This window comes from Methylobacterium sp. DB0501 (assembly GCF_011043735.1).
GTDB lineage: Bacteria > Pseudomonadota > Alphaproteobacteria > Rhizobiales > Beijerinckiaceae > Methylobacterium > Methylobacterium alsaeris.
In genome coordinates, this window is record NZ_JAAKGV010000008.1 from 23428 (window position 1) to 41705 (window position 18278).

An 18278-nucleotide genomic window follows, 5' to 3' on the forward strand; every position below is an offset into this window, starting at 1 on the left:
TGGCGGTCCTCGCATCCTCGGCGTCGGCCCGGGGTCGCGCAGCGCAGCCCGCCACGACCCGTGGACACGATCCTGTGGATTCGAGAGCCGTCAGGTCGAAACGATGTCGCTTGCTTCGGCCGCGACGCTACACCGACCGCGTGATCCCCCCATCCACCCGCAAGTTCTGCCCGGTGATGTAGCCCGCCCCCGCCGAGGCCAGGAAGGCGACGACCGCGGCGATCTCGTCCTCGCTGCCGTAGCGGCCGAGCGGGATGCGGTCGCGGATGCCGGGCTTCTCCGGCAGGCTGTCGATGAAGCCCGGGAGCACGTTGTTCATCCGGATGTTGTCGGCGGCGTAGCGATCGGAGAAGAGCTTGGTGAAGGCGGCCAACCCTGAGCGGAACACCCCCGAGGTCGGGAAGGCCTGCTCGGGCTCGAAGGCCGCGAAGGTCGAGATGTTGATGATCGCGCCGCCGCCCTGGCTCTGCATGATCGGCGTGACGAGGCGGGTCGGCCGCACGACGTTGAGGAAGTAGACCTCCATCCCGCGGGTCCAGTCCTCGTCGGTGAGGTCGAGGAGCGGGCCCTTCGGCCCGTGGCCGGCGCTGTTGACCAGCACGTCGACCCGGCCCCACCGTTCCATCGTGCGCTCGACGAGGCGGGCCAGGTCGTCGGTCGATCGGTTCGAGCCGGTCACCCCGACGCCGCCGAGGGATTCGGCCAGGGCCTCGCCCTTGCCGGACGAGGACAGGATCGCGATCCGGAACCCGTCCGCCGCAAGCTTGCGGGCCGCGGCGGCCCCCATGCCGCTGCCGCCGGCGGTGATGATGGCGACGCGCTCGGTGCTCATGGTGCTGGGTCTCCCGGTGTGTCAGGCACGCCTGGATGCCATGGCTCAGGAGCCGGAGTCACGGGGCGACCGGGCTCGCCCGTTCGAGCGGCAGGCCAGCCTCGCCCCAGCCGTCGGTGCCGTCCGGGTACCAGTGGACGTGGCGGTAGCCGAGCGCCAGGGCGCGCTTGGCGGCGTTCCACGACATCCAGCAGTTCCGTTGGCAGAACAGGACCAGGGGCTTGTCCTGGTCGCCCGCGGTCGCCGCCGCGAGCCCATGACGGAGATACGCGTCCGTCTGCGGCGCCAGCGCGCCGAAGCCGGTATTGGGCAGCCACTGCGCGCGCGGGATCGTGTCGTGCGGCGCATCGCGCCAGATCGTGCCCGGCGGCAGCGTCGCGGGCCTCGGGGGGCGCGGCAGCACGTCGACGAAGGCGGCGCCCGCCCGCCACAGTCGCTCGGCCTGCGCGGTGGTCACGGTCTCGGCACCGCGCAGGGTCGCGGGCGTCGGGCTCCGGAAATCCTCCTGGCGGTAGCCGTCGGGCTCAGGCGGAGCGGCGGCCTCCGCCGTACCCGCCGTCAGGAGCAGCAAGGCGCCGACCGCCAGACGTCTCATGGCTTCGCGTCCGCCGGCAGCAGCCGGTTCTCCTCCTCGTCGAGGAGCGGGACGGCGTAGTCGCGCAGGACGGCCTCGATCTCGGCACGGCGCTTGCGCAGGGCATTGTTGAGGATCCGCTTCCACTCGTTCTCGCCGTGCCGCACGCCCATGGCGATGCGGTAGGAGAGCGGCGGACGGTCGGGCTCGCGCAGCAGCGGCACCACGTCGAGGGATCCCGCCTGCTGGCCGGCCTGCTTGGCGAGCCAGCCGGCGGCGGGCCCCCACAGCACGGCCGCGTCGAGCTTGCCCGAGGCCACGTCGGCGACGATCTCGGCCGTGACGGTCTGGTGCGGGCGCGCCGGGTCGAACTGGTAGGGCGGATAGGGCTTCATCGTCGGGACGAGGCCGACCGCTCCCATCCGCTCCACCGGCGGTGTGCCGACGATGACGCCGATCGCCTTGCCCTTCAGGCGCGGGTCGTCGAGCCCGGTCAGGCCGTCGAGGCTGCCGCGGCGCGAGACCAGGACGTAGGTCGAGCGGTAATACGGGTTGGTGTGCTGCAGCAGGTCGCTGCCGACGGCCGAGCCGACGATGACGTCGCACAGGCCGGTGCCGAGGGTGTTGCGCACGAAGCCCGGCCCCTGCGTGAGCCAGTAGTAGCGCAGCTTCACCTTCAGTTCGTCGGCGACGATCTCCGCGATGCGGTTCTCGAACCCGTCGCCCTTGCGCTCCGAGAACGGCATGTTGCCGGGATCGGCACAGACCCGCAGGGTATCGGTCGTGACGAGGTCCGGCAGGTTCTGCGCCTGCGCGGGGGCGGCCAGCGCGAGGCCGGCCGCCAGGACGGTGATCGTGAGAAGAGCCTGCGCCATCAGCCGCCGAGGCACTCCTTCTCCTGCTTGCGCGCCGCTTCGGGCTTCTCTTCCTTCTCGCCCGGACGCACCCGGCCGAGCGCGCCGGCGGCCCGCGCCTTCAGGTAGACGTAGAGGTCGTCCATGTAGCAGGTGACGTTCTTGTTGTCGCCGAAGGCCGGCATGACCTTCTGGGTCGACGAGTTCACGTCCTGCTTGCCGCCGACGACGATGCCGACGAACTCCTCGTAGGAGAGGGTCTTCAGCGAGTCCTTGAGGGCTGGGGCGTAGGTCGAGCCCATGCCGTCCGGGCCGTGGCAGACGTGGCACTCGGCGTGGTAGCGGCGGTAGCCCGAATAGGTGTACCAGTCGACCTTCTTGCCGTTGTCGGTGATATGGAAGGTCGGGGCGCCGGAGGCGTCGAAATACTTGCCGTCCTCCACCTTCACGGCGGCATCCTTGGCGAGAAGCTTCTCGTCGACTTCGGCCTTGTCGGCGGGGTTGAGCTGGTTGGCGAGGGCCGGATCCGGCTTCGCGTCGGTTTTCTTGGCATCCTCAGCATGTACGGCAACCATCGCGACGGTTGCTAGGGCGAGGCCGGCCGCGAGTGGCCGAAGGACAACTTTGCTGAGGTGACGCAAAGGACGCTTCTCCCTGATATCATTGAGCTGCCGCCCGAGCCGGCATTCCGCAGCCCTGATGATAACCTAATCATAAGGAGGCCGGCGCGGATACCCGCGCCGGCCCGGACTTAGGTCTGAGACAGTGAGGCGGAGGCCGCCTCCAAGTCGTACCGGTCGATCAGTTCGGCAGGTTGAAGACCGTGAGCTGGCCACCGAGGTTGGTGTAGCTCGACAGGGCGGCGTAGCCGCCGACCGCGCCGAGACCGGCATTCGGGTCGGTGAGGCCGGCCGCAAGGCCGATGCCGGCCCAGCCGCCGACGCCCGACAGCACGGCGATGTTCTGCTTGCCCTTGTGCTGGAAGGTCATCACGTTGCCGATGATGCCCGACGGGGTCTTGAACTTGTAGAGTTCCTTACCCGTCTTGGAATCCACCGCCTTCAGGTAGCCTTCCAGCGTGCCGTAGAACACCACGTCGCCCGCGGTGGCGAGAGCGCCCGACCAGACCGAGAACTGCTCGGGATTCGACCACTTGATCTTGCCGGCCACGCCATCCCAAGCGATGAAGTTGCCCATGCCGCCGTGGCTGTTGGGCGCCGGGTACATCGACAGGGTGGCACCGACATAGGGCTGGCCCGGGGTGTAGCTCACCCGGAACGGCTCGTAGTCCATGCAGACGTGGTTGGTCGGCACGTAGAACAGGTTGGTCTTGGGCGAGTAGGCCGCCGGCTGCTGGTCCTTGGAGCCGAGCGCCGCAGGGCAGATGCCCTTCGTGTTGGTGTCCTCGCCGTTCTGGTCGGTCGAGTACTTGGCGACGACGAGCGGACGGCCGTAATCCTTGGACGACTTGTCCATGTCGACCTTAGTCGCCCAGTTCACCGCCGGATCGTACTTCTCGGCGACGATCAGCTCGCCGGTCGCCCGGTCGAGGGTGTAGCCGAAGCCGTTGCGGTCGAAGTGGGTGAGGAGCGGACGATCCTTGCCGTCGACCTTCTGATCCGTGAGGATCATCTCGTTGATGCCGTCATAGTCCCACTCGTCGTGGGGGGTCATCTGGTAGACCCACTTCGCCATGCCGGTATCGGCATCACGGGCGAAGATCGTCATCGACCACTTGTTGTCGCCCGGGCGCTGCTTCGGGTTCCAGGTCGAGGGGTTGCCGGTGCCGTAATAGACGAGGTTCAGCTTCGGGTCGTAGGAGTACCAGCCCCAGGTCGAGGCGCCGCCGGTCTTCCACTGGTCGCCTTCCCAGCTCTTCAGCGAGGAGTCCTTGCCGACCGGCTTGCCGAGCTGGGTGGTCTTCTCCGGGTCGATCTTCATCTCGTCATCGGGACCGACGTTGTAGGCACGCCAGGCGCGCTTGCCGGTCTTGAGATCGTAGGCGGTGATGTTGCCGCGAATGCCGTACTCGGCGCCGGCGATGCCGACGATGAGCTTGTCCTTCACCGGCATCACGGTGGCGGTGTTGGTCTCGCCGATCTTGGGGTCGCCGTTCTGGGTCGACCAGTTCACCTTGCCGGTCTTGGCGTCGAGCGACACGATCGTGGTGTCGGCCTGGTGCAGGAAGACCGCGCCGTCGGCATAGGCCAGACCACGGTTCACCGTGTCGCAGCACATCACCGGGATCACGTTCGGATCCTGCTTCGGCTCGTACTTCCAGAGGATCTTGCCGTCCTGGTTCAGATCGAGCGCGTAGACGATGTTCGGGAACGGCGTGTGGACGTACATCACGTCGCCGATGACCAGCGGCGAGCCCTCGTGGCCGCGCAGCACGCCGGTGGAGAACGTCCAGGCTACCTGCAGCTTGTTGACGTTGCCGGCGTTGATCTGGTCGAGCTTCGAGTAGCGCGTGTTGGCGTAATCGACGGTCTGGAGGACCTGCTCGGCCGGGTTGGCCGTGCGCTTCAGTACGTCGTCGTTGGCCAGGGCCGGGGTGGCGCCGAGGATGCCCGCGCTCAGCGCAAGAAGATGGACCGCTCTCATGGATTCCTCCGACAGGTGCATTCCGCCGTACGCCCCCCCGCGGGACGCAACGGACCGTTTCCTGTTGTTAGCGTTTGGGGACGTTTTTGGCCTCGGCAGCGTGTCACAACCGGCGGCCAGCGGCGCTGCTGGCGCGAGAGGGGCCTGGCGGGCCTCGCCGTGTCTGCGAACCGGACGCCGCCTTCCCCCGACGGCACCGTTGAAACCGAAGCTGAAGGAACTCTAAGAGAAATTCGGACGCCGTCAACACACCAGCCTGCCGCAGGGTGGGCTCGGCGCGGCCCCAAATTCATAACTAAGGTATATAGCGGGTAGCATGCTGCACAGCAGTATGGAAATTGTGCCCTGCAACATCAGATTCTGGCGCCGACCAACGTTCGCATGCGAATGGAAGAGCTTGGCGCCGCGTCGGCTAACCATCGCGAGCCTATTCCCATTCGAGTTCGTGATAGGCGGCAGTGGCGTTGCGGGCGTTGAAGTCGTCGAACAGGGCCCATTTCCCGGATTCCACACCCGCAGCCCGACCCGCCTCCCCGATCGGCGCGCCGTCCCGCACCATCGCCCGCACCTGCGCCTGGAGGGTGGTGAGATAGCGGTCGATGGCGGCGGCGGCGGCGGGCCAGGGGACCGCCGCCGGGCCGTGGCCGGGCACGACCCGGGCGGCCGGTCGCGCGCTCAGGCGCTGCAGCACCGCGATCCAGCCGGAGAGTCGCCCGTCGAGGGCCGGCACGTGGCCGACGAACAGGAGGTCGCCGAGGAACCAGGTGTCGGTCGCCTCGTCGCGGACCGTCAGGTCGCTGTTGGTATGGGCGGTCGGCCAGGCCTCGAGATGCAGGACCCGCCCGCCGAGGTCGAGGTCGAGTCGCGTGGAGACGAGGAGGGTTGGCGGCACGATGCGGGTGCCGGCGAAATCGGGGCCGACGAGCTCGGCATTGGCTTTCAGGTACCCGTCCGCCCGGGCCGCCAGCGCCTCCGGCAGGGCCTGGTGGCCGACGAAGGTGGCGCCCTCGCCCGCGAAAGCGGCGTTGCCGAGCAGGTGGTCGGGATGGACGTGGGTGTTGATCACGTAGCGCACCGGCAGGGCGGTGCGCTGCCGCAACGCCGCGAGCAGGCGCTGCCCCGCCTTCAGGCTGCCGCCGGTATCGATCACCGCCGCGGCGTCGCGGCCGATCACGAATCCGACATTGGCGATGGCGCCGGCATTGCCCCGCCCGGCCAGCGCGTAGGGCGCGGCGTAGACGAAGACGCCCGGCGCGACCTCCTGCATCGGCAGCGGATCCACCTTGGCCGTGCCGGCCGAGGTCCCGGCCGGCGTCTCCGCGGCGGCGGCCGGCCGCGCGGGGGCGGCCAGGAGCAGGGCGAGCACGAAGGTGGCGGCGGCTCTCCTCACGGGATCCCCGCCTCCGCGTCGCCGGCCTGGGGCGGCGCCAGCGGCGTGAACAGGGTGCGGTCGGGCTTGATGTCGAGGAGCGGCGTGCCGTCGAGGCAGTCGAGCCCGCGTACGTGCACGATTCCGTCCTCAACCCCGATCAGCGTGACGATGCTGGTGCCGATTGGGTTCGGCCGCACCGGCGAGCGCAGCGAGAAGGTGCCCCGGGTGGTGCCGTCATCGGCCGGGCTCTGGCGCACCAGATCGCGGCGCGAGCGGTCGAGCCAGTACAGGATCTCCAGGCGCTCGTAGAGCGCGACGCCGTCGAGGGCCGCGCGCCAGGGGGCAAACACCTCGATCCGGCAGGCCGGCCCGTCGGCCCGGCCCTGGCGCGGACAGCCGAGCCGGTCGGTCCAGGGGGTGCGGATGCGGCCGATGAAGACGAGTCCGGCATCCAGGGCCGCGGGCGGCTCCACCGCGACCTCGCCGGCCCGGATCTCGTTGAGGCGCACCATGCCGTTCGGTTCCCTCCCCTCGCGAGCAGGCCGGGCCTCAACGGAGGTGTTCAGACTGCGCCGGCCCGACCTGCCGCCGGACCGACCCGCGGGGGCAGTCGTGAGCCCGGCCGCCGGAACCTATTGCACCGGTCGCCGGCCTGGCAATCGGCAGCGGGGCCGAGCCGTTCTCAATACGTCGAAAAGATCTCCGCCACGGCGGCGGGGTCGCGCGTCACCGTGAGGGCGAGCGCCAGCAGGATGCGGGCCTTCTGCGGCGTCAGGTTGTCGGCGCTGAGGATGCCGAGTTCGGCCAGGCGCCGGGTCGCCGGCACCACGCCGCTGCCGGCGCGGGTCGATTGCACGACGGCGATCCCGGCGGCCACCGCCTCCCCCAGGGCCTCGGCCTCCGCCGGCGGCGTCATGCCGGGGGCGAGCCCGGCCGAGACGATGCCCCGCGCGCCGGCCGCCGCGAAGGCCCGCACCGCGGTGCCGTCGGCATCGGCGTAGGAATAGGAGATGTCGACGCGCGGCAGTGCGTCGAGGCCCCGGATGTCGAACGGCGTCCCGGGGGCGTGACGGCGCTCCGCCCGGCGGTAGTAGCGCACATGCGGCCCGTCGACCTGGCCGAGCACGCCGAAATCCGGCGTCCGGAAGGTCTGCAGGCGGGCGACCGAGGTCTTGGTCACGTCGCGGGCGGCCTGGATCTCGTCGTTGAGCACCACCAGCACGCCGCGCCCGCGCGATTCCGGCGCCGCCGCCGTGCGGATCGCCGCGACGAGGTTGAGGCCGGCATCGCTCGACAGGGCGCTGATCGGCCGCTGCGAGCCGACCACCACCACCGGCACGTCAACGGTCAGGGTGAGGCTCAGTGCGTAGGCGGTCTCCTCCAGGGTGGCGGTGCCGTGGCCGACGACGATGCCGGCGAGGTCCCGGTGCTCGCCCACCAGCCGCTCGCAGAGCAGGACCAGGGCGCGCCAGTCGGCGAATCCCACCCCCGGGCTCGTCACCGCCCGGTAGCGCACGGGCACCACCTCCGCCACGGTGCGGGTCTCCGGCACCCGCGCCAGGATCTCCTCCGCCTCCAGGCGCTCGCCGGTGGCGGTGTAGTCGAGGATGTCGAGGCTGTCGCGGCCCACCGACGAGAGGGTGCCGCCGGTGCCGATGAAGGCGACCTTGGGCAAGGGAGCTTGGGGCAAGGGAGCCTGGGGCAAGGGAGCCTGGGGCAGGGGAGCCTGGGGCAAGGCTGTCATGCGGGTCGATTACCTCGTGCGCGCGTGTCCGGCGGAGGAGGCCGGCTCCGCGGCCGGCCCCGTCGTCGATTTCGTGGCAGGATCCGTGCCGGCGGTCTGCCCGCAGCCCGGCGCGTCGAACAGAGCCGCCAGGCCGCAGGCCGAGCCGAGCATCCGCCGACCGCTATGGCCGACGCCCGGCACGATATGGAGGGGCTGGCGCAGGTCCGGGTGCCGTGCCCGCAGGGCCTCCCAGTAGAACTCGCCGCGGGCGAGGCGGAACGGCCCCTGCGCCTCGGCCATGCAACTCCGGTCGAGGGCGGGATGATCCGGGTCGGTGTCCCGGCTGCCGAGCAGATAGGTCACCGGCCTGGCGACGTAGGCCGCTTCCAGCGCCTTCGGGTCGGCCCCGGCGGCATAGCGCGGCAGGTCCCGCATGCCGTATTTCCAGCGGTCGTAGCCGGGGCAGCCCACGGTCGGCCCGGGCCGCTCGGGCGTGAACCAGGCGTAGCTGCTCGGGTTGGCGACGACGACGCTCACGCGCACGCCCCGCTGACCCAGGGCGTCGCCGGCCCGGGACAGGATCGCGTAGCGCTGCGCCACCTGCCCGCCGCCTGAATGCCCGGCGACGACGATGCGCGACAGGTTCGGGAAGAGCGTCCGGTCGCCGAGCCGGGCGAGGAGCGCGTCGAGGGCGTCGAAGGAACTGAGAGGCTGTGGCCTCAGCGCGTCCTCGCCGCCCTGCCAGCCCTCCAGCGACCAGTGCAGCACGTCCGCCGGCAGGCCGTAGGCCGCCCAGTCGGTCTCGGCCAGGAATTGCGGCGCCACCACGAGCGTGCCCTTGCCGGCGGCGCCGGCCTCCTCCCGGGCGGCGAGGCCGGTGTCGAAATAGGCGTCGGCATCGCGCAGGCGGCCATGGAGCACGATCACCGCCCGGGTCAGCTCCGGGTGGGGCCGTTCCAGATCGGCGGAGGCGAAGAGCAGCAGCCGCGCCCCCGGCGCCACCGTCAGGCTGCGGTCGGCCAGGACGGAGACGGGTCTGTGGTGCCGGCCCGCCTCGTCGGCGCCCTGGGCCCGGAGGGCCGGCGGCGCGAGCAGGAGCGGCAATGCGAGGAGGAGCCGGGCGAGGAGGAGCCGTCGGGTGCGGAGCGGGAGCATCATCGCGCCTCGAGGAGCATCGCCGCCGCGGGCGGCCTGCCTGTTCCTGACCCTTGCCCGGGATGGCTGGTGCCGGCGGAGGGGATCGAACCCCCGACCTTCGGTTTACAAAACCGCTGCACTACCGCTGTGCTACACCGGCGAGAGCCCGCAAGCCCGAGAACCCGCAAGCACTTGATACGCAAACACGAGACCCCGTCACGGGCGGGTCTTTAGAGCCCCTGGGCGTGCCGGCGTCAAGGCGCAAAATCCGGGCTGGGCGCCCCCGCCCGCGTGCCCGGCCTTGGCCCGCGACGATCCCCATCCCCAACGGTCAGCCGCCCTGCGATTGCAGGAACGCGACCGGGGCGGGCGCGGTCCGGTCGAGCACCGCGGCGGTGAGGCGGCCGGTCCGCAGCGGTGCGGTGTCGAGGTTGGTGCGGAAGGGATGGCAGTCGGGCCGGCCGGCGTAGCAGGGCGTGTGCCCATGGACGACGTGCTTGCCGAAATCGTAGTCGACGGACAGGAACGGCTCGCGGATCCACAGGCGGGCCTCCACGCTCGGATCGATGCCGCGGCGGCCCGGGCGGAAGCCGGCATGGACGTAGTAGCGCAGCGTGTCCTCATGCACGGTCTTCAGCCCGGCGATCCAGGCCAGCTCCGCCGCCGGAAGGTCCGCAATCCGCGCCACGCCGTAAGAGGCGAGGGTCCGGTCGCCGCCGGTCGCGAGCCAAGCGGCAGCCCCGTGCGGATCGTGCGCCGCCCGCAGCAGGGCCGCTTCCCGGTTGCCCATCAGGCAGGTGACGGAAACGGGATCGGCCTCCTGCAACGCCCGCACGGCGGCGACGACGCGGGCACTCTCCGGTCCCTTGTCGATGTAGTCGCCGAGGAAAACCAGCCGCCGGCGCCGGCCGGCCCCGTGCGCCGCGATCCGGCCGAGCAGGCTCTCGAGCGCGCCGGCGCAGCCGTGGACGTCGCCGATGGCGTAGGTCAGTTCGTCCATGGTGCGGGATGGGCTCCGTCGGGCGGGGGATGGATGAAAAGGCCGAAACGGAGAGCCTGACCCGCGTCAAGGCCGCCGCGCCGGAACGAGACGCGGCGAGAAGACTTCGGGACGCAGAGTCCGGCCGCCGACGGGATCCCGGGACGACAGGGCCCCCCCCCGACCCCGGCCTCCGTCGATTGCCGGACGTTTCGTCCTTGCCTTGCCTGGTCTTTTCGCTCTCACGGCGAGTGACGACAAATCAGCCGAGCGATCTATGCCCAAGGCAGGAACGACCGCCCGATACGAGGCGGGGCCGTACTTCTCGACCGACGGCGCGATGCCGCCAGCGGAGGACGGGTTCGAGGCGTATCACGGCCTCGACGCGACCGTGGCCGATGCCATTCGGCTCGACGGCCTAATCCGGTTCGATCGCCGGGTGCGGAGCGTCGCACGTGTCCGGAGGCCGCGGCGGGCCGGCGCGACGGCTTCGACCACGCCGCCGCCCGGCTCGTCCTCGCCGGCGCCCTGGCGAGCGCCTCGCCCGGGTGGTCGCGGAACTTCCCGGTCTCGCCCTCTCGGGATCGGGGCGCGACCCCGATCACGCGCCGCAGGCAGGACCGGCACAGGCCCGGGACGTGGTGCGCATGGCCGGTGCGGGCCGGGAGGCGCACCCGCGGGATATCCCGATCGGCCGGCACCTCGCCGACTGGTGCAACGATCGGCCCCGAGGCCGACGGGCCGTTGCTGCACTGCAACATAAGGCCGCAGTGTTCGACCTTGGTCCGGCCCTGGCACGTGAATCGCTGTGCTTCCCCGGCGCGGCGCCAAGATCCCCCGGCCCGGATCGTCGCCCGCCGTTCGCGCCCTCGAGGCCGGTGGAGATGACATGACGGACTTTCTCACCGTCGCCCTGGTCTGCGCCGGCACGCTGGCGGCGCCGGATTGCTCGCGCGACACCGCCCTCGACGTCGCGGTCGCACCGGCCCCGACCCCCATCGCCTGCCTGATGCAGGGCGAGACCCTGGCGGCGCGCAGCGGCCTCGTGCGCGGGCGCGAGACCTACCTGAAGGTTGCCTGCGAGCGCCGGCGCACCGCCGCGCTCCGCCCCGAGGCGGAGGCGCGCTAGCGACGCAAGGCGGGTGCGGGGGGATGGATGGATCGGCCGCGCCGGGCTATGCCCTCCCTCCCGTTGCGCAAACAAGGCCCGCGCGGGTCCGCCCGCGCAAGGATCGGGCCGCCCGCGCATCGACGAGGAGCGTCGCCCCCGCCCCATGCAGATCGAAGCCGTTCCGCCGCAGACCCACCTGCCGCCTCTCGCCAAGCTCGCCCTGGAGCTGGGACCCCTCGGGGTGTTCTTCCTCGGCAACGCCTATGCCGAGAAGTTCGGCTTCGCGTCCGACCAGCGCCTGTTCGTGGCGACCGGGCTGTTCATCGTCGCGACCCTGGCGGCGCTCGCGGTCCACTACGTCTGGGTGCGGCGGCTGCCGATCATGCCGCTCGTCTCCGGCGTCGTGGTGGTGGTGTTCGGCGGGCTCACGCTGCTCCTGCGCGACGAACTGTTCATCAAGCTCAAGCCGACCATCGTGAACAGCCTGTTCGGGGCGGTGCTGCTCGGCGGCCTCGCCTTCGGCCGGCCGCTGCTCGCCCTGGTGCTCGACAGCGTGTTCGACCTCACCCAGGAGGGCTGGCGCAAGCTCACCTTCCGCTGGGGCCTGTTTTTCTTCTTCCTGGCGGCGGTGAACGAGGTGGTGTGGCGCACCCAGACCACCGATTTCTGGGTCAGCTTCAAGGTGTTCGGCATCATGCCGCTCACCATCGCCTTCGCGCTCGCCCAGACTCCGCTGCTGCTGCGCTACGAGCGCAAGAAGGACGAGACGAGGTCCGGGTCCGGGCAAGAGTCCGGTAAAGGATCCGACCAAGCATAGGGACGCAGTGCCGCAGGCGGAACGGGCGCCGGGGATCGGCGATTCACCCCGTCATGATCCCAAGCCCCGCCGACCTCGCCGACAAGGCCCTCCTGATCCACCGCCGACTGTGCGGGGTCTATGGCTGCCCGATCGCCTATTTTCACGACCTCGACCCGGTGAGCGAGCTGATCTCCTCGCTCCTCTCCCACCGCACCCGCAACGCCGATTCCGGCCGCGCCTTCAAGGCGCTGCGGGCGCGCTTCAACGACTGGGATTCGCTCGTCGCGGCGCCGACCGACGAGGTGCAGGCGCTGATTTCCGGCGTGACCTGGCCGGAGCTGAAGGCGCCGCGGATCCAGGCGGTCCTGCGCGCGGTGCGGGAGCGGGCCGGGAGCCTCGACCTGGCTTTTCTCCGCGAGATGCCGGTGCCGGAGGCGCGGGCCTGGCTCGAGGCGATTCCCGGCATCGGGCCGAAGACCAGCGCGGCGGTGCTGTCGTTCAGCGCCCTGCGGATGCCGGCCCTGCCGGTCGACAGCCACCACCACCGCGTCGCGCAGCGCACCGGCCTGATCGGCCCGAAGGTCGATGTTGGCCCGTCCCACGCGATCCTTCGCGCGCAATTGCCGGCGGACTGGGATGCGCAGCACCTGTACGACAACCACGAAGTCCTGATGCTGCACGGGCAACGCTGCTGCTTCCACCGCAACCCGGCCTGCGGGCGTTGCGCCGTGCTCGATCTGTGCCCCACCGGACAGGCCAGGTCGGGCGAGCGGGCGAGGCGGGAAACGGCCGCCCTCCACCCCTGATTCCAGGCCCTGCGACCCTCTGCTTGACCCCCCTGCCGGAACGGTCCAGAACGCCGCGCCCGCGGGATTGCGACAGCCCCCGGCCAAGGGACGACGGACCCAGGGGACGACGATCACGATGCCCGCCTTCAAGGAACTGGTCTTCTCCGGCGTCCAGCCGACCGGCAACCTGCATCTCGGCAATTATCTCGGCGCGATCAAGCGCTTCGTCGCCATGCAGGCGCAGTTCGACTGCCTGTACTGCGTCGTCGACCTGCACGCGATCACGGTCTGGCAGGACCCGGCCGAACTGACTCGACAGATCCGTGAAGTGACCGCGGCGTTCCTCGCCGCCGGCATCGACCCCGCCCGCTCGGTGGTGTTCAACCAGAGCCAGGTGCCGCAGCACGCCGAACTGGCCTGGATCTTCAACTGCGTCGCCCGCCTTGGCTGGCTCAACCGCATGACCCAGTTCAAGGAGAAGGCCGGCAAGGACCGCGAGAACGCCAGCGTCGGCCTCTACGATTACCCCGTGCTGATGGCCGCCGACATCCTGGCCTACCGCGCCACCCATGTGCCGGTGGGCGAGGACCAGAAGCAGCACCTCGAACTGACCCGCGACATCGCCCAGAAGTTCAACAACGACTTCGCGGGCGCCATTGCGGAACAGGGCCACGGCGAGGCGTTCTTTCCGATCACCGAGCCGCTGATCGGCGGGCCGGCCGCCCGGGTGATGTCCTTGCGCGACGGCACCAAGAAGATGTCGAAGTCGGACCCGTCCGACTATTCGCGGATCAACCTCACCGACGATTCGGACGCCATCGCCCAGAAGGTGCGCAAGGCCAAGACCGACGCCGAACCCCTCCCCTCCGAGATCGCCGGCCTCGAGAAGCGGCCGGAGGCCGACAACCTCGTGGGCATCTTCGCGGCGCTCAGCGACGCGACCCGCGAGGACGTGCTGCGCGATTACGGCGGCGCCCAGTTCTCGGCCTTCAAGGGCGCGCTCGTCGACCTCGCGGTGGCGAAGCTCGGACCGATCGGCGCCGAGATGCAGCGCCTCGTCGCCGATCCGGGCCACATCGACGCGGTGCTCGCCGACGGTGCCGCCCGCGCCGAGGCGATCGCCGCCCCCAACATCGCCGCCGTCAAGGACATCGTCGGCTTCGTGCGCCGGCGCTGAGGACCGCTCGCCGCCGCCCCAGTGGATCTAGAACACCTTCTTGCCGTTCCGGGGCCGCGCAGCGGAGCCCGGAACGACAAGAAGGTTTTTTAGATTCGTCAATGGGACCGGTCCTCAGCAGATTTCGCAAAAGTGGTTGCCGCCTCTGCGACAAACCAAGCGTCCAAGCGGACGAAGCGTCGGCCTGCCCACAGTGTATGACACAGCACGTTGAGAGATGCGGGAACGACGGCCGCCGCGCCGAAACCCTCCCCGCAACCTGCTGTGTCGTGTAGTGAGTTGCCGCGCGATCGGGCAGTGCTCCAGCATGCGGGTGTCTCGGCGCCGCTGTCATCATCTGTCAGATATCGGACTGAGCGATACAGTCTAACGTCAAGACTGTGGCGGTCGGAGGCTTGACGATGCGGACTCATTTCGGCTGTCGCAGCTTTTGCAAACCCTGACGCCAAATCCATCCCTCGCTCGCGCCGACCACGTGCAGCCGCGCAAAATCATCCTCACATCTTGCCGCTGGCTTTCAACTGTGACAGCCGCGTCACAGCCCGCTCGGCCGAATCATCCCGCTGCACATCCTGAACCCACTCCTCGATCAAAGTCGGGCGTGAGCGTGACTTTTGCCGCAGGATTTCGATCTGGTCCCGCAGGACGGTGTTCCGTGGCGCGGTTCCATGCTGCCGATACGGCGGTGATTTGCGGTGGCTCGACATGCCGGGCATGCTCTGACGGCGTCGTTAACAGGTGGTAAAGATCTGTCAGGCCCATGCCGTCGGGTGGGCTCCCTCACCGGATGGTGATGATCGCCATTCACGGGCTTGCAGCGCAGCCGGCCGGGCCGATAACCCGGGCGGAGCGATCATCCGCGGGAGACGGTGCACATGGCGATCCAGGCCCTCATCTTCGACGTCTTCGGCACCTTGCTCGACTGGCACGGCGGCGTCGCCCGGGAGGCGGGGCGGCTTCTGGCGCCGTTCCGGCCCGACCTCGACGGCGCCGCCTTCGCACGGGCCTGGCGCGACCGCTACCAGCCCGGCATGGAGCCGATCCGCCAGGGCGCCCGGAGCTACACCGACCTCGACACCCTGCATGCCGAGAGCCTGGAGGGCGTGCTCGCCGGCCTCAACCTGGCGGAGGCGGTGCCGCCGGAGATCCGGGCCGAACTGGTCCTCGCCTGGCACCGGCTCGATGCCTGGCCCGAGGTGCCGGACGCGCTCGCGCGCCTTCGCGAAAACTACCTGCTGGCGCCCTGCTCCAACGCGCATGTGCGGCTCGCCATCGCGCAGGCCCGCCGCAACCGCCTGCCTTGGGACACGGTGCTCGGGGCCGAGATCGCCCAGGACTACAAGCCGAAGCCCGCCGTCTATCTTCGTGCCGTCGAGGTCCTGCGGCTCCAGCCGGACGAGGTGATGATGGTGGCGGCCCATTCCTCGGACCTCGCGGCGGCGGCCGCCTGCGGTCTCGCCACCGCCCACGTCGCCCGGCCCGACGAGAGCGGCCCGGGCACCGGCGAGCCGGCGCCCCTGGTGCCGGTGGATGTTGCGGCGTCGGACTTGGCGGATCTTGCCCGCCAGCTCGGCTGCTGAGGCAAGGTAAAGGCCCGCCCCCCGAAGGAGGCGGGCCCCGATAAGACCCCGCGCGGGTCCTCAGTTCAGCAGGGCGTGCGCCGGCCGGCGCTCGTCGGGGGACACCGACTGGTCGCCGATGAACAGGCCGACAGGGCCGAGGCGCACCGGCACCGTCTCGCCGTCATGGACCCGGCCGGCCAGGATCTGCTCGGCGAGCGGGTCCTGCACCGCCTTCTGGATCACCCGCTTCAGCGGGCGCGCGCCATAGGCCGAGTCGTAGCCCTTCTCGGCGAGCCAGGTGCGGGCGTCGGGCTCGATGTCGAGGGTGATCTTGCGATCCTCCAGCAGCTTGGCGAGGCACCCGAGCTGGATGTCGACGATCGCCCCCATCTCCTGCCGCTGCAAGCGGTGGAACAGGATGATCTCGTCGACCCGGTTCAGGAACTCGGGCCGGAAGTGCGAGCGGACCACATTCATCACGTCGTCGCGCACCACGTCGGTGTCCTGGCCCTCCGGCTGGTTGACCAGATACTCGGAGCCGAGATTCGACGTCATGACGATCAGCGTGTTGCGGAAGTCCACCGTCCGCCCCTGCCCGTCGGTGAGCCGCCCGTCGTCGAGGACCTGCAGCAGGACGTTGAACACGTCCGGATGCGCCTTCTCGATCTCGTCGAACAGCACGACCTGGTAGGGCCGGCGCCGCACGGCCTCGGTCAGAGCGCCGCCCTCCTCGTAGCCGACATAGCCCGGAGGCGCGCCGATTAGGCGGGCCACCGCGTGCTTCTCCATGTACTCGGACATGTCGATCCGCACGAGGGCGGTGTCGTCGTCGAACAGGAAGCCGGCGAGCGCCTTGGTCAGCTCGGTCTTGCCGACGCCCGTGGGGCCGAGGAACATGAACGAGCCGATCGGCCGGTGCGGGTCCTGCAGCCCGGCGCGGGCCCGCCGCACGGCGGTGGCCACCGCCACCACCGCCTCGGTCTGGCCGACGACGCGTTTACCCAGCGCCGCCTCCATTCCGAGCAGCTTCTCGCGCTCGCCTTCCAGCATCTTGTCGACCGGCACGCCGGTCCAGCGCGACACCACACCGGCGATGTGGCTCGGCGTCACCGCCTCTTCCATCATCCCCGAGCCGTTGCCCCGCGAGCCGTCGGCGCCGCGCGCCTCGATCTCGGCCAGCTCGCGCTCGAGCCCCGGGATGATGCCGTAGGCGAGCTCGCCCGCCTTCTGGTACTGGCCCTGGCGCTGCGCCGCCGCGAGGTCGTTGCGGGCCTCGTCGAGCTTCTTCTTCAGCTCCGCGGCACGGCCGAGCTTGTCCTTCTCGGCCTTCCAGCGCGCGGTGATCGCGGCCGACTGCTCCTCGAGGTCGCCGAGTTCCTTCTCCAGCCGCACCAGCCGGTCGCGGGAGGCGGAATCGGTCTCCTTCTTCAGCGCCTCGCCCTCGATCTTCAGCCGCACGATCTCACGGTCGATGTTGTCGAGTTCCTCGGGCTTCGAATCGACCTGCATGCGCAGGCGCGAGGCCGCCTCGTCGACGAGGTCGATCGCCTTGTCGGGCAGGAAGCGGTCGGTGATGTAGCGGTTCGACAGGGTCGCGGCCGCCACCAGCGCCGAATCCTGGATCCGCACGCCGTGATGCTGCTCGTACTTCTCCTTGATGCCGCGCAGAATCGACACCGTATCCTCAACGGTCGGCTCCGAGACGAAGACCGGCTGGAAGCGCCGGGCCAACGCCGCGTCCTTCTCGACGTGCTTGCGGTACTCGTCGAGCGTGGTCGCGCCGACGCAGTGCAGCTCGCCGCGGGCGAGCGCGGGCTTCAGCAGGTTCGAGGCGTCCATCGCCCCATCCGCTTTGCCGGCCCCGACCAGGGTGTGCATCTCGTCGATGAACAGGATGATCTGGCCTTCCGCGGCCGTCACCTCGGAGAGCACGCCCTTCAGCCGCTCCTCGAACTCGCCGCGATACTTCGCGCCGGCGATCAGCGCGCCCATGTCGAGGGCGAGGAGCTGCTTCTCGCGCAAGCTTTCCGGCACGTCGCCGTTGACGATGCGAAGCGCCAGCCCCTCGACGATGGCGGTCTTGCCGACGCCGGGCTCGCCGATGAGGACCGGGTTGTTCTTGGTGCGCCGCGACAAAACCTGGATGGTGCGGCGGATCTCCTCGTCGCGGCCGATCACCGGGTCGAGCTTGCCGTCGCGGGCGGCCTCGGTGAGGTCGCGGGCGTATTTCTTCAGCGCGTCGTAGGCGTTCTCGGCCGTGGCGTTGTCGGCGGTGCGGCCCTTGCGCAGGGCGTTGATGGCGCCGTTGAGCGAGGCGGCGGTGACGCCGGCTTGGCTCAGGATCTTGCCGGCATCGCTGTCCTTCTCGACCGCGAGCGCCAGCAGCAGGCGCTCCACGGTGACGTAGGAATCGCCCGCCTTCTCGGCGGCCTTCTCGGCGGTGTCGAACAGGCGCATCAGCTCGCGGGTCGCCTGCGGCTGCGAGGCGCCGCCCGAGACCTTCGGCTGCTTGGCCAGCCACGCTTCGGTCTGTGCCAGCGCCACGCGCGACTGGCCGCCGGCCCGATCGATCAGGCCTGCGCACAGGCCCTCGGGATCGTCGAGCAGCACCTTCAGCACATGGGCGGGGCCCAGCTGCGGATGCCCCTCGCGCAGGGCCAGCGACTGCGCCGCCTGAACGAAGCCCCGCGCCCGCTCGGTGTACTTCTCGAAGTTCATGAATTCGCTCCTCCTCGGCCGATCCTCCCGCCCTCTGACGAGGCG

The 18278-nt window shown here is 70.1% G+C and carries 17 protein-coding genes and 1 tRNA gene; 5 read left to right on the plus strand and 13 right to left on the minus strand.

Annotated features, from left to right (window positions below; genetic code table 11):
- Positions 1-127: 127 nt before the first annotated feature.
- From G4G93_RS13145 to G4G93_RS13195, 11 genes are all read right to left on the minus strand, one after another.
- Positions 128-832, minus strand: a complete 705-nt coding sequence (locus G4G93_RS13145) for an SDR family oxidoreductase (protein ID WP_165084871.1) — start codon at positions 830-832, stop codon at positions 128-130.
- Between the two features lie 58 nt (positions 833-890).
- Positions 891-1427 carry a PQQ-dependent catabolism-associated CXXCW motif protein gene (locus tag G4G93_RS13150; RefSeq protein ID WP_165084872.1) on the minus strand — a complete coding sequence of 179 codons (537 nt, stop codon included), beginning with the start codon at positions 1425-1427 and terminating at the stop codon, positions 891-893.
- Entirely contained in the window at positions 1424-2281 is an 858-nt protein-coding gene (gene xoxJ, locus G4G93_RS13155; protein ID WP_165085067.1) for a rare earth element methanol dehydrogenase accessory protein XoxJ, read from the minus strand. Before xoxJ ends, G4G93_RS13150 begins: the two co-directional genes overlap by 4 nt.
- Positions 2281-2901 carry a c-type cytochrome, methanol metabolism-related gene (locus G4G93_RS13160; RefSeq protein WP_165084873.1) on the minus strand — a complete coding sequence of 207 codons (621 nt, stop codon included), beginning with the start codon at positions 2899-2901 and terminating at the stop codon, positions 2281-2283. Before G4G93_RS13160 ends, xoxJ begins: the two co-directional genes overlap by 1 nt.
- Before the next feature lie 160 nt (positions 2902-3061).
- A complete protein-coding gene (xoxF5, locus tag G4G93_RS13165) occupies positions 3062-4864 on the minus strand; it encodes a lanthanide-dependent methanol dehydrogenase XoxF5 (protein WP_165084874.1) in 1803 nt (600 codons plus the stop codon).
- Between the two features lie 427 nt (positions 4865-5291).
- Positions 5292-6254, minus strand: a complete 963-nt coding sequence (locus G4G93_RS13170) for a quinoprotein relay system zinc metallohydrolase 2 (protein WP_165084875.1) — start codon at positions 6252-6254, stop codon at positions 5292-5294.
- Entirely contained in the window at positions 6251-6748 is a 498-nt protein-coding gene (tsaA, locus tag G4G93_RS13175) for a tRNA (N6-threonylcarbamoyladenosine(37)-N6)-methyltransferase TrmO (RefSeq protein WP_165084876.1), read from the minus strand. Before tsaA ends, G4G93_RS13170 begins: the two co-directional genes overlap by 4 nt.
- Positions 6749-6918: 170 nt before the next feature.
- Positions 6919-7980 carry an asparaginase gene (locus G4G93_RS13180; protein WP_165084877.1) on the minus strand — a complete coding sequence of 354 codons (1062 nt, stop codon included), beginning with the start codon at positions 7978-7980 and terminating at the stop codon, positions 6919-6921.
- Between the two features lie 9 nt (positions 7981-7989).
- Positions 7990-9120 (minus strand): alpha/beta fold hydrolase, encoded by a 1131-nt coding sequence (locus G4G93_RS13185; protein ID WP_206289746.1) that lies wholly within the window; start codon positions 9118-9120, stop codon positions 7990-7992.
- 64 nt (positions 9121-9184) lie between these two features.
- Positions 9185-9259 (minus strand) — tRNA-Thr (locus G4G93_RS13190).
- A gap of 171 nt (positions 9260-9430) precedes the next feature.
- Positions 9431-10099: a metallophosphoesterase family protein gene (locus G4G93_RS13195; RefSeq protein ID WP_165084878.1), complete on the minus strand. Its 669-nt coding sequence runs from the start codon at positions 10097-10099 to the stop codon at positions 9431-9433.
- Between the two features lie 868 nt (positions 10100-10967).
- Between G4G93_RS13195 and G4G93_RS13200 the strand changes: the two genes are divergently transcribed.
- From G4G93_RS13200 to trpS, 4 genes are all read left to right on the plus strand, one after another.
- Positions 10968-11207 carry a hypothetical protein gene (locus G4G93_RS13200; protein ID WP_165084879.1) on the plus strand — a complete coding sequence of 80 codons (240 nt, stop codon included), beginning with the start codon at positions 10968-10970 and terminating at the stop codon, positions 11205-11207.
- A 145-nt stretch (positions 11208-11352) separates the two neighbouring features.
- Positions 11353-12006: a septation protein A gene (locus G4G93_RS13205; RefSeq protein ID WP_165084880.1), complete on the plus strand. Its 654-nt coding sequence runs from the start codon at positions 11353-11355 to the stop codon at positions 12004-12006.
- A gap of 53 nt (positions 12007-12059) precedes the next feature.
- Positions 12060-12794: an endonuclease III domain-containing protein gene (gene nth, locus G4G93_RS13210; protein WP_165084881.1), complete on the plus strand. Its 735-nt coding sequence runs from the start codon at positions 12060-12062 to the stop codon at positions 12792-12794.
- A 118-nt stretch (positions 12795-12912) separates the two neighbouring features.
- Positions 12913-13953 carry a tryptophan--tRNA ligase gene (trpS, locus tag G4G93_RS13215; RefSeq protein WP_165084882.1) on the plus strand — a complete coding sequence of 347 codons (1041 nt, stop codon included), beginning with the start codon at positions 12913-12915 and terminating at the stop codon, positions 13951-13953.
- Between the two features lie 497 nt (positions 13954-14450).
- On the opposite strand, the gene G4G93_RS13220 is transcribed toward trpS, so the two are convergent.
- Positions 14451-14660 carry a hypothetical protein gene (locus tag G4G93_RS13220; protein WP_165084883.1) on the minus strand — a complete coding sequence of 70 codons (210 nt, stop codon included), beginning with the start codon at positions 14658-14660 and terminating at the stop codon, positions 14451-14453.
- A gap of 168 nt (positions 14661-14828) precedes the next feature.
- Here G4G93_RS13220 and G4G93_RS13225 point away from each other — a divergent pair, with 168 nt between their 5' ends.
- Positions 14829-15533: a haloacid dehalogenase type II gene (locus G4G93_RS13225; protein ID WP_165084884.1), complete on the plus strand. Its 705-nt coding sequence runs from the start codon at positions 14829-14831 to the stop codon at positions 15531-15533.
- Positions 15534-15593: 60 nt separating this feature from the next.
- Here the strand turns inward: G4G93_RS13225 and clpB are convergent, their stop codons facing one another.
- The gene (gene clpB / locus G4G93_RS13230) at positions 15594-18233 is read right to left on the minus strand and encodes an ATP-dependent chaperone ClpB (RefSeq protein ID WP_165084885.1); all 2640 of its coding nucleotides are present in this window, start codon (positions 18231-18233) and stop codon (positions 15594-15596) included.
- Between the last annotated feature and the right edge of the window lie 45 nt (positions 18234-18278).